The organism is Nocardia salmonicida, assembly GCF_036142455.1.
GTDB lineage: Bacteria > Actinomycetota > Actinomycetes > Mycobacteriales > Mycobacteriaceae > Nocardia > Nocardia salmonicida.
The window spans coordinates 2,154,615-2,172,714 of sequence record NZ_CP108014.1 but is presented as its reverse complement, the minus strand read 5'-3'; the positions used below and the strand labels follow the sequence as shown (position 1 = coordinate 2,172,714).

General features: G+C 67.1%; 17 protein-coding genes. 10 read left to right on the top strand and 7 right to left on the bottom strand.

All coding sequences use genetic code 11. The annotated features are described in order from the left end of the window. Window positions 1-204 precede the first annotated feature (204 nt). The gene (locus OHS03_RS10295) at window positions 205-1,443 is read right to left on the bottom strand and encodes a helix-turn-helix transcriptional regulator (RefSeq protein WP_328662520.1); all 1,239 of its coding nucleotides are present in this window, start codon (window positions 1,441-1,443) and stop codon (window positions 205-207) included. 708 nt (window positions 1,444-2,151) lie between these two features. Here OHS03_RS10295 and OHS03_RS10290 point away from each other — a divergent pair. The 6 genes from OHS03_RS10290 to OHS03_RS10265 all read left to right on the top strand — a co-directional run bounded on the left by OHS03_RS10290 (window position 2,152) and on the right by OHS03_RS10265 (window position 8,344). After that, entirely contained in the window at window positions 2,152-3,030 is an 879-nt protein-coding gene (locus OHS03_RS10290; RefSeq protein WP_328662519.1) for a sulfurtransferase, read from the top strand. A gap of 122 nt (window positions 3,031-3,152) precedes the next feature. Continuing rightward, window positions 3,153-3,536 (top strand): histidine phosphatase family protein, encoded by a 384-nt coding sequence (locus tag OHS03_RS10285; protein ID WP_328664163.1) that lies wholly within the window; start codon window positions 3,153-3,155, stop codon window positions 3,534-3,536. 119 nt (window positions 3,537-3,655) lie between these two features. After that, window positions 3,656-4,327 carry a TetR/AcrR family transcriptional regulator gene (locus tag OHS03_RS10280; RefSeq protein ID WP_328662518.1) on the top strand — a complete coding sequence of 224 codons (672 nt, stop codon included), beginning with the start codon at window positions 3,656-3,658 and terminating at the stop codon, window positions 4,325-4,327. Between the two features lie 6 nt (window positions 4,328-4,333). Continuing rightward, window positions 4,334-5,332, top strand: coding sequence for an SDR family NAD(P)-dependent oxidoreductase (locus OHS03_RS10275; RefSeq protein ID WP_328662517.1), 999 nt, complete (start codon window positions 4,334-4,336; stop codon window positions 5,330-5,332). After that, a complete protein-coding gene (locus tag OHS03_RS10270; RefSeq protein WP_328662516.1) occupies window positions 5,322-6,977 on the top strand; it encodes an AMP-binding protein in 1,656 nt (551 codons plus the stop codon). Before OHS03_RS10275 ends, OHS03_RS10270 begins: the two co-directional genes overlap by 11 nt. Then, a complete protein-coding gene (locus OHS03_RS10265; protein WP_328662515.1) occupies window positions 6,974-8,344 on the top strand; it encodes a lipase family protein in 1,371 nt (456 codons plus the stop codon). Before OHS03_RS10270 ends, OHS03_RS10265 begins: the two co-directional genes overlap by 4 nt. A gap of 109 nt (window positions 8,345-8,453) precedes the next feature. Here OHS03_RS10265 and OHS03_RS10260 read toward each other — a convergent pair whose 3' ends face one another. Both OHS03_RS10260 and OHS03_RS10255 read right to left on the bottom strand, forming a co-directional pair. Beyond that, window positions 8,454-9,209: a MerR family transcriptional regulator gene (locus OHS03_RS10260; protein WP_328662514.1), complete on the bottom strand. Its 756-nt coding sequence runs from the start codon at window positions 9,207-9,209 to the stop codon at window positions 8,454-8,456. 150 nt (window positions 9,210-9,359) lie between these two features. Beyond that, entirely contained in the window at window positions 9,360-9,902 is a 543-nt protein-coding gene (locus OHS03_RS10255) for an MOSC domain-containing protein (protein WP_328662513.1), read from the bottom strand. 175 nt (window positions 9,903-10,077) lie between these two features. On the opposite strand from OHS03_RS10255, the gene OHS03_RS10250 reads away from it, so the two are divergent. Further along, window positions 10,078-10,740, top strand: coding sequence for a HEAT repeat domain-containing protein (locus OHS03_RS10250; RefSeq protein WP_328662512.1), 663 nt, complete (start codon window positions 10,078-10,080; stop codon window positions 10,738-10,740). Next, on the top strand, window positions 10,734-11,756 hold the full coding sequence (locus OHS03_RS10245) for a MerR family transcriptional regulator (RefSeq protein ID WP_328662511.1): 1,023 nt from the start codon (window positions 10,734-10,736) through the stop codon (window positions 11,754-11,756). Before OHS03_RS10250 ends, OHS03_RS10245 begins: the two co-directional genes overlap by 7 nt. Before the next feature lie 298 nt (window positions 11,757-12,054). On the opposite strand, the gene OHS03_RS10240 is transcribed toward OHS03_RS10245, so the two are convergent. After that, window positions 12,055-12,276 carry a hypothetical protein gene (locus OHS03_RS10240; protein ID WP_328662510.1) on the bottom strand — a complete coding sequence of 74 codons (222 nt, stop codon included), beginning with the start codon at window positions 12,274-12,276 and terminating at the stop codon, window positions 12,055-12,057. 474 nt (window positions 12,277-12,750) lie between these two features. Here OHS03_RS10240 and OHS03_RS10235 point away from each other — a divergent pair, with 474 nt between their 5' ends. Then, the gene (locus tag OHS03_RS10235; RefSeq protein ID WP_328662509.1) at window positions 12,751-13,080 is read left to right on the top strand and encodes a hypothetical protein; all 330 of its coding nucleotides are present in this window, start codon (window positions 12,751-12,753) and stop codon (window positions 13,078-13,080) included. 247 nt (window positions 13,081-13,327) lie between these two features. Further along, window positions 13,328-14,176 carry a sulfurtransferase gene (locus tag OHS03_RS10230; RefSeq protein ID WP_328662508.1) on the top strand — a complete coding sequence of 283 codons (849 nt, stop codon included), beginning with the start codon at window positions 13,328-13,330 and terminating at the stop codon, window positions 14,174-14,176. 63 nt (window positions 14,177-14,239) lie between these two features. On the opposite strand, the gene OHS03_RS10225 is transcribed toward OHS03_RS10230, so the two are convergent. Genes OHS03_RS10225 through OHS03_RS10215 form a run of 3 tightly spaced genes read right to left on the bottom strand, consistent with a single transcriptional unit; the run spans window position 14,240 to window position 18,093 of the window. After that, window positions 14,240-15,253, bottom strand: coding sequence for an aldo/keto reductase (locus OHS03_RS10225; protein WP_328662507.1), 1,014 nt, complete (start codon window positions 15,251-15,253; stop codon window positions 14,240-14,242). Further along, window positions 15,253-16,626 carry an NtaA/DmoA family FMN-dependent monooxygenase gene (locus tag OHS03_RS10220; RefSeq protein ID WP_328662506.1) on the bottom strand — a complete coding sequence of 458 codons (1,374 nt, stop codon included), beginning with the start codon at window positions 16,624-16,626 and terminating at the stop codon, window positions 15,253-15,255. Before OHS03_RS10220 ends, OHS03_RS10225 begins: the two co-directional genes overlap by 1 nt. Window positions 16,627-16,644: 18 nt before the next feature. Then, on the bottom strand, window positions 16,645-18,093 hold the full coding sequence (locus OHS03_RS10215; protein WP_328662505.1) for an LLM class flavin-dependent oxidoreductase: 1,449 nt from the start codon (window positions 18,091-18,093) through the stop codon (window positions 16,645-16,647). Window positions 18,094-18,100 lie beyond the last annotated feature (7 nt).

Here is an 18,100-nt window from a genome sequence, read left to right as displayed (position 1 = left end):
CCGATCACCGAAAATCTCGCACAGGATTCGGTGATGATTCAAGAGCTGCGGAACGACTCTACGGTCGACCCGTAGGTTCTCCCCGGGGGAACCACAGGATCATCACCGGGGCAACGCGTTCAGAACCGAGGGCACACGCACAAAAGGACGGCAGTCGCGTGGAACACGACTGCCGTCCGAGTAATTCGACTACCGGAAACTACCTCACGCGCACTCGCGCGCATTCATTACCCCGGCCAGTTGACGCCGACCCGCGATACCGAGTTTGCGGTACACATTGGACAGGTGGAACTCCACGGTTCGCACCGTGAGGAACAACTGCTCGGCGATTTCCTTGTTGCTGAGCCCGCGCACTGCAAGGCCGGCGATCTTGCGCTCCTGCCTGGTCAAGCCGGTCTCCCGATGCTGGTTGTCCAGTGCGCCGAGCACCGAGCCCGCGCGCTGCAGTACGGGTCTGATACCGGCGGCGGCCGCGAGCTCGGTGGCCGCCGCGACCGCCCACCGCGACCGCTGCGCGTCACCCTCGATCGCGTGTAACTGCCCCAGATCACAGAGTGCGCCCATCAGTTCGTAGCGCGCTTCGGCGAGTTCGAGTAGCTCCACGGCACGTTCGAGCGCGCCCACCGACCGACCGTTGCGCCGGGCCATGCCGACCGCGTGCAGGGCCCGCCCCACCGCCCCCGGTGAGCCCCAACGCCGGGCCGCCGCGAGCTCGTCGTCGGCCAGTGCCGCAGCGAGGTCGCAGCGGCCGAGCGCGGCCGCCACCAGCGCGGCGCGCGATCGCCACGGAATGATCGCCGGATTGGCGACATTGAGTGCGGTCAGCACCTTTCCGCAGGCCAGGTAGTCCGCCAGGCTGCGCTCGAGGTCCCCTTCGGCACGGTGCAGCGCGCCTCGGGCGGCGAGCACGTGGGCGTGGTCGGGCATCGTTTCCACCGCGCTCATCCGGTCCTCGAACAGACACCGCGCGCTGCCGAGATCGCCGACCTGGACCAGCGCCTCGACGAGCCAGGCCAGCGCTATGCCGCGCAGCGCGGGTGACACACCGCGACGCAGCAGCGGTTCCATCGCCTCGATCGCCGCGGCGGGGCGGCCGGACTGCGCGTCGATTCTGGCGCGAATGAGCGTGAGTGCTTCGAAGAGCCGAAACGAGATCTCGCCACGTTCGGCCGACAGCCACCGGGTGCAGTACGCGGCGGCCTCCGCACATCGGTCGGCGTAGACCAGGGCCAGCAGCGACAGCCACAGACACCCTGGGTCCGGCTCGTCGGATTCGGCGTCGAGCACGAGTTCCGATCGCCGGACGATGGTCTCGCGGTCCAGGACTCCGCAGTGCACGAAAAGCATATTCTGCACACCGCCGCACAAGGTCTCGGCATCTCCGAAACGGAGGCGGGCCTCGGCACGACCGATGCCGGAAAGATAGTCGATCTTTTCGGTCAACCGCGCGTCTCTACGGTCACACCAAGTCGATTCCGCGTGACCACATCTCGCCAGATCGACACATCCCGAGATTCGGGGAGAATTGGTCGACAACACTTTCTGACGTTCTGACATAACATTCACTACGCTCGGTGACGATGCGCCTTCCGAACGGAACACAGGACGATTGGTCATGAGGTCTCCCTGGTGCAGCAAGCCAAGCTTCCACGCCATCACAGGCCGCGGAAATTCCCCTCCGTTTGCCAAAGTACCAGCGACACAGCGCAATTCAGAGTGATGTTCAACATATGAACCCCATGATCTTATCTCTTGCCGATCACAGCTGAATTACACGCTCGCACAGTCTATTACCGGAACAGATTCGACCATTGCCAGACCCCGGAATGCGATGGTAATCGTGCGCGCAACAGGAAAGGACACCGCCGAGGCACCCGGAGGCACCGACCTCGGGTCCGGGGACTCGTCTGCGGCCCGGCACGGCTGGGGCCGGGCGAGTAACCTCCTCGTCTCGTCGAGCAGTCTCGGGATCCACGGTAACTCGACAGTTCAACGATGTCATCTCGGAAGGTCAGCAAACTGTATCCGCCGGTTCAACTCGATCGCTCGGGTGGTAGCGGTTTCAATCATGGCGATCGGTGGTCTGGCGACAGCCCCAGCGGACTCACTAGATTCGGAATCCAGTGTCCACCAACATGATCGGAGACACACATGGGGCAGGCTGTCCCCCACACAGTGTCGGCGTCCTGGCTGCGCGACCACCATGGCGAGCCCGATCTACTCGTCGTGGACGCGAGCACCGACTTCACCGTGCTCGACGACGGAACGTTCACACTCGAGTCGGGGCGTACCGCGTATGCGGCAACGCACGTCCCGGGTGCCGTGTTCGCGGACTTGCTCACCGACTTCGCCGATCCCGCCTCCGATCAGCCCTGCACCGCACCGGAATCGGAGCACTTCGCCGCCGCCGCCGGCGCGATCGGCATCGGCGACGGGGTCCGTGTCGTCATCTACGACCAGCACGACGGAATCTGGGCCACCCGCTTCTGGTGGCACTTGCGCCTGGAAGGTTTCGACGACGTGGCGGTCCTCGACGGCGGCTTTTCCGCATGGCGGGCGGCGGGTGGCGAGGTTTCGAATTCCCCGGTGACGCTCACACCCGCCACCTTCACCACCCGCCGTCGGCCCGACCTCATCCGATCCACCGACGAGGTGAAGGCCGCGCTCGCCGACGACAAGTTCCGCACTGTCGCAGTTCTCGACGCCGCGACCTACCGGGGCGATACAGACGTTTTCGCTCGACGCGGCCACATCCCGGGAAGCATCAACCTGCCCGTCGACCAGATCCGCGACACCGAGACCGGAGCCCTGCGCCCCATCGAGGAACTGCGGGCATTGTTCGCTGCCGCGGGTCTGCTGGATCCAGCGATCACGCCTGTCGCCTATTGCGGCGGCGGCGTCGCGGCGACGACCCTCGCTCATGCGCTGGCCCTCGTCGGGCGCGACGACGTCTCCGTCTACGACGGTTCACTGACCGCGTGGACCGCCGACCCCACGCTCCCCCTCGTGGTGGGCGAGCAGCCCGGCTGACCTGACAGCTCGGGTCGATCCCGTGCTGACGGGGCATGCCGGAACACATCTCACCGACCACGGTGCGACGCAGGCCGCACGTTTCGGGACCGCCGTGGTCGGGTCGCGTCGACTGATCCGCTCTGTCGCGTTGCGAGCCGATAGACCGCCGAGCAGATCAAGTCGGTCGCCGGGATCCGGTCACCGAGGTGGAGGGTGTATACGAGGTACCGGCGGGCGACTTCGAGGGTCTGAAATCCGATGCCGCGCAACAGGCAGTCCACCGGGCCGTCAACAGCGACATCACGGGGAGCGACGTCGCGATTCCCGGCGGTGAAGCAGGCAACGACGTGCTGGCTCGCTTCGTACCCGCGCTCGACGACCTGCGCGTGCGGTACCCGCCGCCGAGGTGCGCCCTGGTTCGACCGTGGCCGTGGTCGGCGATGCACAGTCGGGCCCTGCGCTCGACGCGCGCGGGCGAGAATCTGGGTGTCGTCGGCCTTCCCCGCGCCGGTAATCCAGCGTGACAGCCAGGGCCGCCGGGCTTTTGCTGGGTTATTGAATCTGATTCAGAAACTTCTTGACCGCACGGACGCTGACCCCTATCCTCAGGTTATTGAATTCGATTCAAGAACCTGGAGGTGTGATGGTCGGCAATCGACGTGGCGAGGCGTCGCGTGCAGCGCTACTTGCGGCAGGGAAGGTCGCGTTCAGCGGTGATCGCTATGAAGAGGTCTCCATCGTCGACCTGGCGCGTTCGATCGGGGTGGCCGCAGGTTCGATCAGCTATCACTTCGGTGGCAAACGCGGCTTCTACCTGGCCGTTCTCGAGCAGGCGGCCGAGGAGTTCTGGGGTGATCTATTAGCCCTGCGCGGCCCCGCGTTGGACCGACTGGCTCGCGGAATAGACCGACTGCTCGATGAAGCCGAGCAGCAGCCGAGGGCGTTCGAGGCATTGTTCGCCGACGTGGCCGACGCGGAGGTGCGTCAGATTCGCGACCGTCATCGGATCCAACTGACCGATGCCCTGGTCGTGGAGGTGACCGATTCACACTCGTCGCCGGTGTTGCGCGCCGCGATCAGCGGATTCGTGGCCTACATCGAGGGGCTGGTGCTGCATTGGACACGCACCCGCGACATCACCCGCGACCAGGTCAAAGACCTGGTCGTCGGCAACATGTTCGGCACGATCCTTGCCGCGTTGCGCACCGACCCGAACATCGAGCTGACGCAGCGGGCTATCGATGCCGCACTGTCGGATCCCCAAGCCTTGGCCTTCCTCGGCTCTCTGTCCACCGTGTCGAAAACAACGGAGTGAACACTGATGTCTGAAGTTCTGCCCACCGCTCCCTCGCGGATCGTCGAGACGCGGTTCGCACGGGCGGTCGCGTGGGCCATCGGCCCACGCGGGCTGCGTAGCCAGGCCGCATTGCGGCGTGAGATCGAGGGCAAGGTGGTCGTGATCACCGGGGCATCGTTCGGTGTCGGCGAGGCAACCGCCCGATGGTTCGCCGCCGCCGGGGCCCAGGTGGTCATCGCCGCGCGGTCGATGGACCGGCTAGTCGAGGTCGCCGAGGAGATCAACGCTGCCGGCGGCGATGCCTATCCCTACCGGCTCGACCTCGCCGACGAGCAGTCAGTCGCGGAGTTCGCCGCGGCGGTGCGTTACGACCTGGGTGAGGTCGATGTGCTGATCCACAACGCGGGCAAGTCCTTGCGCCGTTCGATCCACCTCTCCTACGACCGCCCCAAAGACATCACTGCCACCTCCGGCGCCAACTACCTCGGCCCGATGCGGCTGACGCTGGCGCTGCTGCCCGGCATGCGCGCTCGGGGCAGCGGCCACATCGTGAATGTCTCCACCGTCGGGATCATGTTCCCCAACGCCCCCAAGTGGGGCTTCTATCTGTCGTCGAAGCTGGCCTTCGACTGGTGGATGCGAGCGGTCGGGATGGAGGCCCGCACCGACGGGGTCACCCTCACCACCTTCTACGGCGGACTGTTGCACACCCGGATGAGCGCACCTAGCCGCTGGATGCGAGTGCTACCCGGCCAAACTCCGCAGGACGCGGCGAAGGTGCTGGCCAAAGCCGTGGTGAAGAAGCCGCGCACGATGACGCCCCTCTACGGGTTCCCATCGGCGGTGTTCGCGACAGTATTCCGGCTGCCGTTGGAAGTGCTGATGGAACGGATCTTCCGTGGTCTCGGTGACACCGAGGCCTCGTTGTCGCGGCTGCGGCAGCCTCCGGTCGAACCGGCGCTGCCCGCCGTCACCGGCACCGCTGGCAACGATCAGGCGCAGGTGAGCACGAATGCGCGCTGAACTGACCCATCGCCTGCGCCAGTGGGGTTCGGCGGTGCCCGCGGTCGTCGCATCGGGCATGCTGGCCCCGGTCGGGCCGCGCAAAGCCGTGGCCTTGGCCCGCGGTTTCTACCGCTACGGGCCGACCCCTGCGATGTTGTTGGCGGCCACCGCGATTCGACATCCGGACAAGGTCGCGATCATCGACGACTCGGGGCAGCTGACCTATCGACAGTTGCAGCAGCGCGCCGAGGCGATCGCCGCAGCACTTTTCGCGACAAGGGCCACCGCACCGAAGTCGATGGGTGTCATCTGCCGCAACCATCGCGGGTTCGCCGAGGCGTTGGCCGCAGGCGCGCAACTCGGTGCGGAGTTGATCTTCATCAACACCGAACTCCCCGCCGCTCAATTGCAGGCGGTCCTGGCCAGACACAACCCCGACGTGCTGATCTATGACGACGAATACGATGCTACGGTCGAGCGGTCGAACTTCGCCGGCACGCGCGTACTCGCCTGGTGTGAGCCCGATTCCGACCTCGCCGCACTTCCTACGCTGGACGACCTCGCTGCCCGGAGCCACCCGGAGCCCCCACGGGTGCACCATGCGGTGAAGCTGACGCTGCTCACCTCCGGCACCACCGGTCTGGCCAAGGGTGTGCCGCGCGCGATCAAACCGCATGCGATCGTGTTGCTGACATTGACCGCCATGGCGATCCTGCGACTGCGTTCGACCGATCGAGTGTTGGTGGCACCACCGATGTTCCACGGTTTCGGATTGCTGTCCTTGCTCGGGCCCCTGGCGCTGGGTGGCACCGTGATCTGTCGGCGCCGGTTCGATGCCGCGACCGCGCTCAACGATATCGGCCGCCATAAGATCACGGTGGTGATGGCGGTGCCCGTGATGTTGCAACGCCTCCTCGCTGTGCCTGGCCTGCAGGACAATTCAGCGGCACGGTCGGCGTTGCGGGTCATGGTGACCGGGGCGGCTCCGATCTCGCCGCACACGATTTTGGACCTGATCGACACATTCGGGCCGATCGTGGTCAACGGCTACGGTTCGACCGAGGCCGGTCTGGTCACGATCGCTACCCCGACCGACCTCGTCGCCGCACCCGACACGATCGGGCGGTCTTCGCTGGGTGTTTCGGTGCGGATCCTGCGCGCCGATCGGATCGAGGCCGGCCCCGGCGAAATCGGTGAGATCTTCGTACGCAGTGGGCTGGAATACACCGGCTACACCCCGGACGCGACCGCGAAAGCTTCGACAAAGGAAGTGATCGACGGGTATGTCAGTACCGGGGACATGGGCCACTTCGATTCGCAGCGCAGGTTGTTCATCGACGGCCGCGCCGACGACATGATCGTGTCCGGCGGGGAGAACGTCTTCCCCGGTGAGGTCGAGGACTGCCTGGCCGCCCACCCGGCCATCGCCGACGCAGTCGTGATCGGTGTCGCGGACGCCGAATTCGGCCAAGTCCTCAACGCCTTCATCGTCCTCGGCTCGAGCGCGTCCACGCCCAGCGACAACGCGCTCAAACAGCATGTACGCGACGGACTCGAGCGCTACAAGGTACCCAAGCGGTTCATCGTGCTCGACGAGATCCCCCGCAACGCCAGCGGCAAAGTCCTGCGGGCGAGCCTGCACACCCCGACCGGACCGACATGAACACGCGACCGAAGCGTGGCGAACACAGAATCCGAACCGAGGCGATGCTCAGCGCGGCAATGCTCGTAGTCGCCGCAGCGCTGACCGTGGGCACTGGACCCGCCGCCACCGTACCGGATTCGGGCTCGGCGTCGGGCTCCGCCCAGGGCGTCGACTTCTACCTGCCGCCCGCACCGCTACCGGAGGGGGCGCCCGGCCAGATCCTCCGCAGTGAACCGTTCACCCTCGCCCTCGCAGTTCCCGGCCACGGGCAGGTCCCCGCCGACGCCACCCGGATCATGTATCTGAGCGCCGACACCCATGGCATCCCCGCGGCGGTGACCGGAACCTACCTCGAACCCACCCTCCCCTGGAACGGGCCAGGGCCCCGACCGCTCGTCGCGGTCGCACCCGGCACGCAGGGCCAAGGCGACCAGTGCGCACCGTCGAAGGGTTTCGCCGAACTCGTCCACTACAGCTTCCCGCTCGATGTGTGGGTCAGCTACGAGATGATCACCGCCTATTCGCTGCTCGTCCGCGGCATGGCGGTCGTGATGACCGACTACCACGGCCTCGGCACCCCCGCGGTTCACGACTACGTCAACCGAGCCGCCGAAGCTCACGCGGTCCTCGATTCGATCCGCGCCGCGGAATCGCTGACCGGAATCACCCGCCCCAGCGCAATTTTCGGCTATTCCCAAGGTGGGGGTGCCGCCGCCGCTGCCGCCGAACTGCACAGCGACTACGCCCCCGAACTCGACATGCGCGGCACCTACACCGGTGCGCCGCCCGCGGACCTGCGAGCGGTGATGCTCAGTGCCCCCGCGATCAACGGGATCGTGCCCGGCGTGATCGGTGGCTTCGCATCAGGGTTACTGGGTTATGTGCTCAACGGGATCGTCGCCAACGATCCCGAGACAGCGCCGATCATCGATGCCGCGACCAACCCCGCGGGTAAGCAGATGATGGCCGAGTTGGCCACCACCTGCATCGCCGAGGCAGTGATCCGGACGATGCTGCGACCGGTGACCTGGTACACCGCCGGTGGTCGCACACCCGCCGAGATCATCGACGGCTCACCGGAATTGACCGCGATCGTCGACCAGCAGCGCATCGGCAGGCTCACACCCGCCGCGCCCGTCTTGATCGCCGGCGGCACCAACGATGACGTCCTGACCTATCCGCAGGTCCGCCAACTGGCCGTCGACTGGTGCGCGCAGGGCGCGACCGTGCAGTTCGAACCGACAGCCTGGCTCCCGCCACTGTTCCCGAGCACCGCGATCGGCCACCTACTGGAATTCCTGCCCGCCACCGTCACGGCTCACGACTGGCTCACCCAACGCCTCGCAGGCATACCGGCACCGAGCAACTGCGCTGCTTTGCCCTGACCTCGGCAACGATGCCGGACATTGCCACTGGGGCGCGGGAACCGTTGCGCGCCCCAGTGGTCCCCGTTGCTCGCGTGCCCGATTAGAACACCGGCGCGTGCCGAAACCGCTACCCGCGTGCGGCGTTCGCGGTCGTGATGAACTCGATCTGTGCGGGTGAGGGTCCGCAGTACTCGCTCTCGATGCGCTCGGACTCCTCGGCCTGCATCCGGTACATGCTGTCGCGCAGGCCCGCGTCACCGCCGTGGAACCCTTCCAAGAGCTCCATCCATTGCGCCGCCATCTGCTGCGCCTCAGGTGAGGTCGGGTCCATTCCCGCCGCTATCGCCGCGTCGACCTGTGGGATCAGCACGGCCCAGTCCGCCTCGGCTTGCTGAATACGCTGCTCACCGAGCTCTTCCCGGCGCAGCGCGAGCTGAGTCACCTGCTCCTCGGTGAAATATTGCTTGATGGTGTCGTCGACCATGACGGTCCTCCTGATCAAATCCAGGAAGTGCTCTGTGGATGCGTCCGAGCGGCTGTCCGCTGTGGCAGCCAGTGCGGCGACCAGGGCATGTAGGTCCCGGGTCGCGGCCAGTTGCGCGGCCAGATAGTCGCGATGAGCAGCCAATACCCGCGACATCGCCACGGCGCCCGCGAGCACGTCGGCGATCTGATCCAGCCCGAGGCCCAGCTGACGCAAGGCGAGTACCTGGTACAGCCGCTCGACATCGCTCGCGGTGTAGAGCCGGTGACCGGTGCTGCTCCGCTCCGCGGGATGTACCAACCCGATGCGGTCGTAATGGTGCAGTGTCCGTACGGTCAGCCCGGCCTCGGCCGCGAGCTCACCGACCTTCCACAGACGCCCGGTTCCGCGCTGGTTCATCCGTTTCATCCCACTTCCACCGACGCACTGTGCGTCGGCATCGTCGACGGTAGAACCTGACGCTACGTCAGGCGCAAGCCTGAATTCGCCGACCGAATCCGAGGGTCGACGGCTGGCCATCAACCCCGACTGCCGAGAGGTTTCCGCTGCCTAGACCCGGTCCAGCGCCTGCCACGGATCAGGCGGCAATTCGACGACAATGCTGTCGCCGGGCCTGACCTCGCCGCCTGCGGTGACCACGCCCATGATTCCGGCTTTGCGCACAACGGTGCCTGCCGCGTCGTGATGGACGAGCCGCTTCAACAGCCCGTCTTGGAATCTGTCGATCTGCACGCACGGGTTGCGCAGGCCGGTTACCTCGACCACCGCGTCGGAGCCGATACGAAGCAGCGTGCCTACCGGCAGTGCGAGCAGATCGACGGCGCTGGTGGTGATGTTCTCACCGAGATCGCCGGGGAATACCTCGAATCCGTGTTCGGCGACCTCGCCGAACAGCTCCTCGTGCATGAGGTGAACCTGCCGCAGGTTCGGTTGGGTCGGGTCCTGCGCGACACGAGAGCGGTGTTTGACCGTCGTTCCGGCGTGGACATCGCCTTCCACGCCGAGGCCGGTCAACAGCCGAATGCTGGGTCTGGTCGGCTTGGTGAACGAGTACTCGCCATTGCTGTTCACCGCGATCACTGTGCCGCTCATCGTGTTTCGTGTCCCCTCGTTGTCGGAAACGTCGATTCGAGCGTAACCCGGGGCCGTGGGGACTATCGGGTGGTTTTCGACTCACCGAAGGGTATGCCATGAGCAGCCTGACACGATCCAGCGCTTGACCCTGACACAGTGACAACGTCTTCACTGGAGGCAGGAGGTGGTTCCCATGAACTCGACACCAGGACAATCGGTAGATCCGCGGCTGCTCGCCGCGCTGAGCGCGGAGAATGCGTCGACCCGACTGCAGGCCGCGCTGGTCGCGGGCACACATCCCGGCCCGGCGCTGCTCGGGGCCCTGATCGACCGCTGTGCCGTGGAGCCGGACTTCTTCGTCCGCGACATGCTCACCTGGGCGCTGACCAGGCTCCCCGCCGAACTGACCGTGCCCCGGCTTCGCGCCGAGCTGGAATCCGACGGTGCCCAGGCCCGCAGCCAGGCGCTGCACACACTGTCCAAGATCGGCGATCCGACGGTCTGGCCGGCGATCACCCCGGCGCTGCTGCGCGATCCCGACGACGACGTGGCGCGCAGCGCGTGGCGCGCAGCGGTTGTTCTCGTGCCGGACGCCGAGCGCGAGGCGCTGGCCAACGAACTGTCCACCCAATTCGGGCGCGGCGATCGGGAGGTTCGGCGCAGTCTGAGCCTGGCCCTGGCCGGGCTGGGCGAGGTGATCCTCGCGGTACTGCATCGGGCGGCGCGCAGCACCGACCCGCACGTGCGAGCGCACGCGCAGGCCACCGAGCAGTTGCTGCGCGACCCGGACGCCGCCTTCGATCTCGATGTCGACGCGGCGAAGCGGGTCGCGGCGCTCGACGGCGCCCCGTGCTGATCGGCGAGGTGGCGCGGCGTTCGGGAGTCAGCACCCGAATGCTGCGCCACTACGACTCGCTCGGTTTGGTTCGCCCCACCGGGCGCACCGTCGGCGGCTACCGCCAGTACTCCGATGCCGACATCCGCAGCATCTTTCACGTGGAAAGCCTGCGCTCCCTCGGCCTCTCGCTGCGCGAGATCGCCCAGGTACTGGCAGACCAGTCGTTCACGCCGCGGACCTTGGTCAGCGATCTCATCCGACGCACCGAGGAACGGCTGGTGCGCGAGCGCGAACTGCTCGAGCGACTGCGCGCGGTCGAGAACGCCGAGCCCGGAGACTGGCGCGATGTGCTGCGCATCGTCGAACTCGTGCGCACTCTCGGCTCCACCGACCCGCATCGTCGCCTGCAGGCGGTGCTGAATCCGGCCGACAACGAGCCGGTACCGACCGACCTGCTGGCCGCGGCCGTGCTCGCCGAGGCCGAACCCAACATGGCAGGCGCCCTGCGCTGGGCGCTGTCGCGGGCCGGTGACGACGGCCTGGTCGGGCTCGCGACCGGGCTGACCGTCCCCGACGTCGAGGTCCGACGCCGGGCCGTGCTGGCAGTGGCGGAGATCCCGGGCGACGCCGCGACCGAGCTGCTCACCGCCGCGATCGAGGACCCGGACTCCGCTGTCCGCGGCCCCGCCGCCCTCGCCGCCGGTACCCGCGGGGTGACCGCGGCCGAGCCGGTCCTGGTGGCCATGGTGATCGCGGGCACCAACGATGTCGACGCCGGCGAAGTGCTCGGCGCGCTGTCGGAGGACCCGGAATCCGCAGATCGAATTCTGAGCGCGCTGACCGACGCGCTGACCGCACACGAGGACGACGCAGGCATCCGAATCCGGCTCATCCAGGCACTGGTGGAGCTGCCCGGCACCCGCGCGCTCGCGACCTTGCGGGCACTGAGCGCGGACACCGATCACTCTGTCGCCCTCGTCGCCACCGCCTTCGTCGAACTGGTCGACTCCCGGACGACGAGCCAGGATCGCTGACCACAACCGGCGGCCCGCCCGTTCCGGGGAACCACCTTCAACCGGCGATATCGACGCATTCGACACTGTCATTGCGAACCTGGACTACCGACCACCGGAGCGCGACGATGAGACGGGATAGACCGGTCGAATCGCAATGCGTGTTCTGCGCGCCGCGACGTGAGTCTGCCTGCGCTGCAGTCGATCGCGGGCCAGCTCACAGCCCGACAACCCGAGTCCTATCTACACCCGGATCGGCGGGAGGTCCCCGACGAAGCCGAGCGCCCGCCCGCTCACCGACGCGGCATGCAGCCCACGATCACGCACGTGGTCCGAAGAACTCGGCTCGGGCGGCATCGATGCGGGCCTGAGCCTGGGCAGCGCCTTGGAAGCTGACCGCGGCCGATCCGCCACCGGCGATCCCCAAGGCTAGGAGACCGCCGATCACCGAGAGGAGATTCGGCTCGGGAAGGTTGCTCGTATCGCTGGTGGGCTCGACCTCGTGGACCGGAACCGCCGCACCGCCGCCGGGCGCGGACACGGGTGGACCACTTACTCCGCCGGGAGCTGGTGATCCGGGCGACTCGCCGATTCCCCCGGGTGACTCGCCGACTCCCCCGGGCGCCGATCGGACTGGCGGTGCTGCGCCGCCACCGCTGGGTGAGTCGCTGTCGGGTTCGGCAGTATCCGGCTGGGCAGCCTTCGGCTCGGGCGGTACGGGTATGGACGGTGCGCTTGGAGCCGGGGCTTCGGGAGCGGATTCCGGGGCAAGCGCCTGCGGCTCCGGGGCATTGCCGGGGTCCGGGTTGTTGCCTTGGTTACCGCCACCATTTCCCTGGTTGCCGTTCCCGCTGCCAGGGTTCGAGTTGCCGTTGTTGCCCTGATTACCACCACCGTTACCCTGGTTGCCGTTCCCGCTGCCAGGGTTCTGATTCCCGTTGTTGCCCTGATTACCACCACCATTACCCTGGTTGCCGTTCCCGCTGCCAGGGTTCGAGTTGCCGTTGTTCCCGCCATGACCGTGGTCTCCCGGACCCGCGACGAACCGGACGGCGTCGCCGGTGCCGAGGCCACCATCACCCGGAACCTCGGTGGAGCCAAGTCCTGCGACGACAGCGACCTTTTCGCTGGGGCGGACAGTCGGCTGAGCAGCCGCAAGCCCGCCGTACCCGAGGAGCCCGAGAACGCCCGCGGCACCGGCCACCACGGCTGTTCGTCTCATCCGACCGGCCGTCACACGCCCCCCGTCCCGTCCTCGATAACCCAGCTCACACCATTGCGGTCGGATCCGGACCCCCGCGCGTTACGCACCGCCGCACCCGAGGACCGGCCACGGCGCCGCTGAACTCCTCCCGGCGGGTCGATTTGCCCGGCCTTCCTTGGTGCGCATCACCGACGAATCGCCGTACTCGTCCAAGGAGACGCTGGCATTCGCTCGCCTGTCCCGTCAGCTTCGATCCACGCTGCGGGCACCGGCGTGATCTCGGTCAGCGGGGCGCCGGGTAAGGATCCGGGCGAGCTCAACGGTTCAGCAGCGGGGTAGGTCGAATTAGCGTCGGGTGAGAGATGTCTTCATCGTCGGAAGGAACGCGATGACCGTTGTACCCCCGGTAATTTCCGCTGTCGAACTCGCCGCCGCGCTGGACGCGGGTACCGATGTCGTCGTCCTAGAGGTCCGCCGGGATCGGGACACCCTCCCCGCGGGCGCGCGCCTTGCGCTGTCGGACGCGGTGCCTGCCGGGCACCTACCGGGCGCGCACCTCGTCGATTTCGCCGCACTCGTCGGACCACGGACCGACATTTCGGGCAACAGTCCCCTGCCCCAGGAATCGCAGGTCCAGGAACTGCTGGAACAGTGGGGAGTACACGAATCCAGCGTGGTCGCCGTATACAGCCCGGACCATCCGTCCAGCGCGTCCCGCGTGTGGTGGGTGCTGCGATGGGCGGGTCTGGCCGACGTTCGGTTCCTCGACGGCGGCCTGTCCGCATGGCTGGCCGCGGGCCGGGAACTCACCGACACCCGTCCGGCCGGTGGTGGAGGGACCGCGCGGGTGCGGCTCGGATCGCTGCCGACCCTCGACGCCGCGAGCGCCGGTGCCCTCGCCCGCGACGGGCATCTGCTCGATGCCAGGGGAACCGGCGCCTACAACGGTTCCGGTGACGACACCGCCAGCGGCCACATCCCCGGCGCGCACAGCCTGCCGGGCGTCGATAATCTGCGCGACGGCTACCTCGCCGACGCCGACACCCTGCGCGGGCTCTACGCGCCCTATCTCACCGGTGCGCCGATCGGGTCGTATTGCGGCGGCGGCGTGGCCGCGACGCTGGATGTGCTGGCGCTGAGCACAATCGGAGTGACCGCGGCCCTGTATCCCGGTTCGTGGTCGCACTGGACCACCGATCCGTCCCGCCCGATCGCCACAGGGACGCTCCCCGGCTGACCTTTCCACGGCCGAAACGACAAGGGCCGGTTCGCGAATCACGCGAACCGGCCCTTGTCGTTGTCAGCCCTTGTCGACCACCCCTGGCCCACCGGAGAGATCCCCGGTGAACAGGCCCCGAAGCTCCCTCTCCTCGTCCGGGCTCGGAACCCAACGGGTGGCGCTGAGGTTCTCGTCGAGTTGTTCGGGCACGGTGACCCCGGCGATGACACTGGTCACCGTCGGCTGGGCCAACAGCCAGCCCAATGCCAGCGCCGAGGGCGTCACCCCGCGTTCGGCGGCGAACGCGTCGAAGCGTTCGAGCGCGTCCCACGGCGCGGTCTTCAGCAGGTAGCGCTTGAGATTGGTGATCTTCGCGCCCTCCGGCGCGTCACCTGCCCGGTATTTGCCGGTGAGCAGACCGTTCTGCAGCGGGAAATACGGGATGAAGCCGAGCCCGTATTTCCGCAGGGCGGGAATCAGTTCCTCCTCCGGCTTGCGCCAGGTGAGGTTGTATTCGTCGGTGGTGGAGACGAACCGGCTCAGCCCGTGGCGTGCGGCGACGTGTTCGGCGTCGGCGATCTGCCATGCCTTGAAGTTCGACGCTCCGATATACCGGACCTTGCCCGACCGGACCAGCGTGTCCAGCGCCGCCAGGGTTTCCTCGATCGGCGTGTGCGCGTCGGGGAAATGGATCTGGTACAGGTCGATGTAGTCGGTGTTCAGCCGCCGAAGCGAGTCCTCCACCGAGGCGACGATGTATTTGCGCGATCCGGTCAGGGCGTAGCTCGGCCCGCGGTCGGCCAGCAGCGAGCGACCGAATTTCGTTCCGATGATGACGCTTTCGCGCCTGCTGCCCAGCGCCTTGGCGAACAGTTCCTCGCTCAGTCCGGTGCGGTCACCGTAGCCTTCGGCCAGGTCGAAGTAGGTGACGCCCAGATCGATCGCTCGGTCCACGATCGCCTGCACCTGATCGAAGTCGACAGCGCGCATCCCGGAGCGCCCGAACGTGCTAGCGCCGATGCCCAGTTCCGACAGGATCAGTCCCGATCGCCCGAGCGGGCGGTAGCCGGTCGGGATCCCCGTTCCCCACGCCATCAGCCGTTGTCCGTATCGAGCAGACCCTGCAGGGTGTCGGCCTCGTACTCGGTGCGGAACAGACCGCGCCGCTGCAACTCCGGCACCACGAGGTCGACCAACAGGTCAGCGGGGCCGCGGTGATAGGGCGGGAAGAACTGCACGCCGTCGAGCACTCGCTCCACGAAGTTCTCTTCCACCCAGTCGGCGATGGTGGTGGCGTCACCGACGAGGGCGGGCTGGGCGGCCTGCCGGGTGCGCTGCACGTAGTGGTAGAGCTCGCGCAGTGTCAGGTCCTCCCCGATGGAGGAGAGCAGGCGGCGGATCGTCTCGCGGTCGTCGCGGCCCCGGATATGACGCTTCTCCCGGCCCAGCGAGCCGAGGAAGCCGTCGAAGGCGTTGGGCGACACAGTGTCCAGGTCGACCACGTCGGCCACCTTCTCGTTGTCACGCACCCGCGACAGGTCGATGCCAAGCGCGATCGAGAACTGCTCGGGAATCTCCTCGGTGATCTGGAAGTTGTTGACCTGGCGGTAGATCGACTGCGCCTCCCGCTTGGTGCCCGCCAGGTAGAAGGTCGCACCCGGGATGATCTTGAACTTCTCCGGGTCGCGTCCGGCGGCCTCGACCCTGGCCTTCTGCGCGCGGTACTCCTCCTTGCCTCGCTCGATCCCGAGGTACGGCGAGAAGCGCACTTGAGCGAAGTCGGCGCCGTATTGCAGCGATTCCTCCGAGGTGCCCACGTGCACATTCGGGATGCGCTGCTGCACCGGCGGCGGCACGTTCAGCGGCCCACGGACCTCGAAATGCTCGCCCGCGTGCTCGATCCGGTGCCAGGAGTCCGGCTTGATCAGGACGTTCTTCTCGCGATCGTCGAGCAGAAAGTCCTGATCCCAGCTCTCGTAGAGCAGGCGGTTGACCACCTCGGTGAACTCGCGGGCGCGGGTGTATTTGCTCTGCTCGTCCGGGATGGCGTTCTTGCCGTAGTTGAGCGCCGGATCGCCCTGGCGGTCGATGCCGAACACGACATTGAGCGCGGTGCGACCCTTGGCGAAGTTGTCCAGGGTCGCGAGCTGGCGCGCGATGGCGTACGGGTGCTCGAACGAGGAGTTCACCGACACCAGGAACCCGAGGTTCTTGGTCACCGCGGCCGCGTAACCGGCGTAGATGAAGTTGTCCCAGCGATAGATTCGCTGCAGGTGGTCGGGCTCGCTGCCCAGCGCGGAGCCCGCGAAGACATAGTCGAGCTTGCCGCGTTCGGCCGCGCGGGCCACGTCCACGATGACGCTGGGGTCACGCAGGCCGGAGTTGGTGGCCTGCGGCAGCCGCCAGGCGTCGGCGTCCCAGCCGGTGCCGTAGGCGGCAAGGCCGAGCCGGAGTTTTCTGTCGGTCATCGAATATCCTTGGAGGAGCTAGGAATTGCTGGCGAACTGGTTGGGCGGCACCGGCAGGCCGAAGTGCCCGCGGAAGGTGTCGGTGGTGTACTCGGTGCGGAAGACACCCTTGTCCTGCAGGATCGGCACGACCTCACCGGTGAACCGCTCGAGCTGGTCCCACAGGTAGGGCGAGTTGATGTTGAAGCCCTCGGCCGCACCCCGGTCGAACCACTCGATGAGCCGGTCGGCCACATCCTGGGCGGTGCCGATCACCTGGGGGAACCCGCCGCCGATGGCGTTGCGCAGCAGATCGCCCGCGCGCACCGCGCCCTTCTCGACGGTGCGGTCGGTGCGAGCGGCGACGGCATCGAGCAGCTTCCTGCCGTAGTCGTTGAACTGCGCGGCGGTCTCGGTGCTGACGAGGGCGTCGAGTCCGCCCGCACGCAGGTCGACGCCGACCCGCTCCGACAGCGAGCGCAGGCTGCGCACCCCGCGCGGGAGCGGAAAGCGCGACTGCTGGATGGCCGCCCACGCCTCGCTGGTCCAGAACTGCTCGTCCTTGTCGCCGTCGACGGGGTCCTCGTCCAGCGGCAGACCGGCATTGAGGCGTTCGAAGATCTCGACCGCGTCGGCGCGGGTGTCGCCGATGACCGGGGAGATGCCGGGCAGGAAGAAGATCGGGACGTCGTGGCCGTGGATGCGGCGGGCCCGCGCGCGGATGTCGGTGTTGAACTCGATCGAGTCCTCGATGCCCGTGGGTCCGGTGAAGTTGAGTTCGCAATGGCGAGCGGTCAATTCACGCGAGAGTTCCGAGGCGCCCGCGTACAGCAGCGGGATCTGACCTTGCGGCGGCCGGGCCATCGGCAGCGTGCCCGCGACCTGGAAGAACTCGCCCTTGTGCTCGAGCCGGTGCACTTTGGTCGGGTCCAGGTAGTGCCCGGTGCCTTTGTCCTGCAGGTAGGCGCCGTCCTCGATGCTGTCCCACAACTGCCGGATCACCCGGATGAACTCGTCGGCGCGCGCGTAGCGACGCTCGCCACCCAGGTCGGGCAGGCTGAAGTTCTGCGCCGCCAGATCCGAGGCGCCGAGCACCACGTTCCATGACAGACGGCCCTTGCTGAGGTGATCCAGTGAGGCGGTGAGCCGGGCCAGGATGTAGGGCTCGTAGTAGGTGGGATGCGCGGTGACGACGATACCCAGCTTCGAGGTGGTCAGCGCCAATTGCGAAGCGAGCGTGAAGGGTTCGAGCCTGCCCGCATTGTGGGTGGTGCCCCAGTGTTCCTGGTAGACATCGCCGGGCAGGGTGTCGCCGAGGAAGAAGAAGTCGAACTTGGCGTCTTCGACGATCTTGGCGGCCTTGGCGGCGTAGTCGAGCTCGAACGCGTTGGCGGTGGGCGCCTCGGGCAGCCGCCAGCCGCCCCAGTGGGTGCCGTTGAGCCAGTACATATAGCCCAGGTGGAGTTGACGTTTCGCGGGGGTTCCCACGGGACTT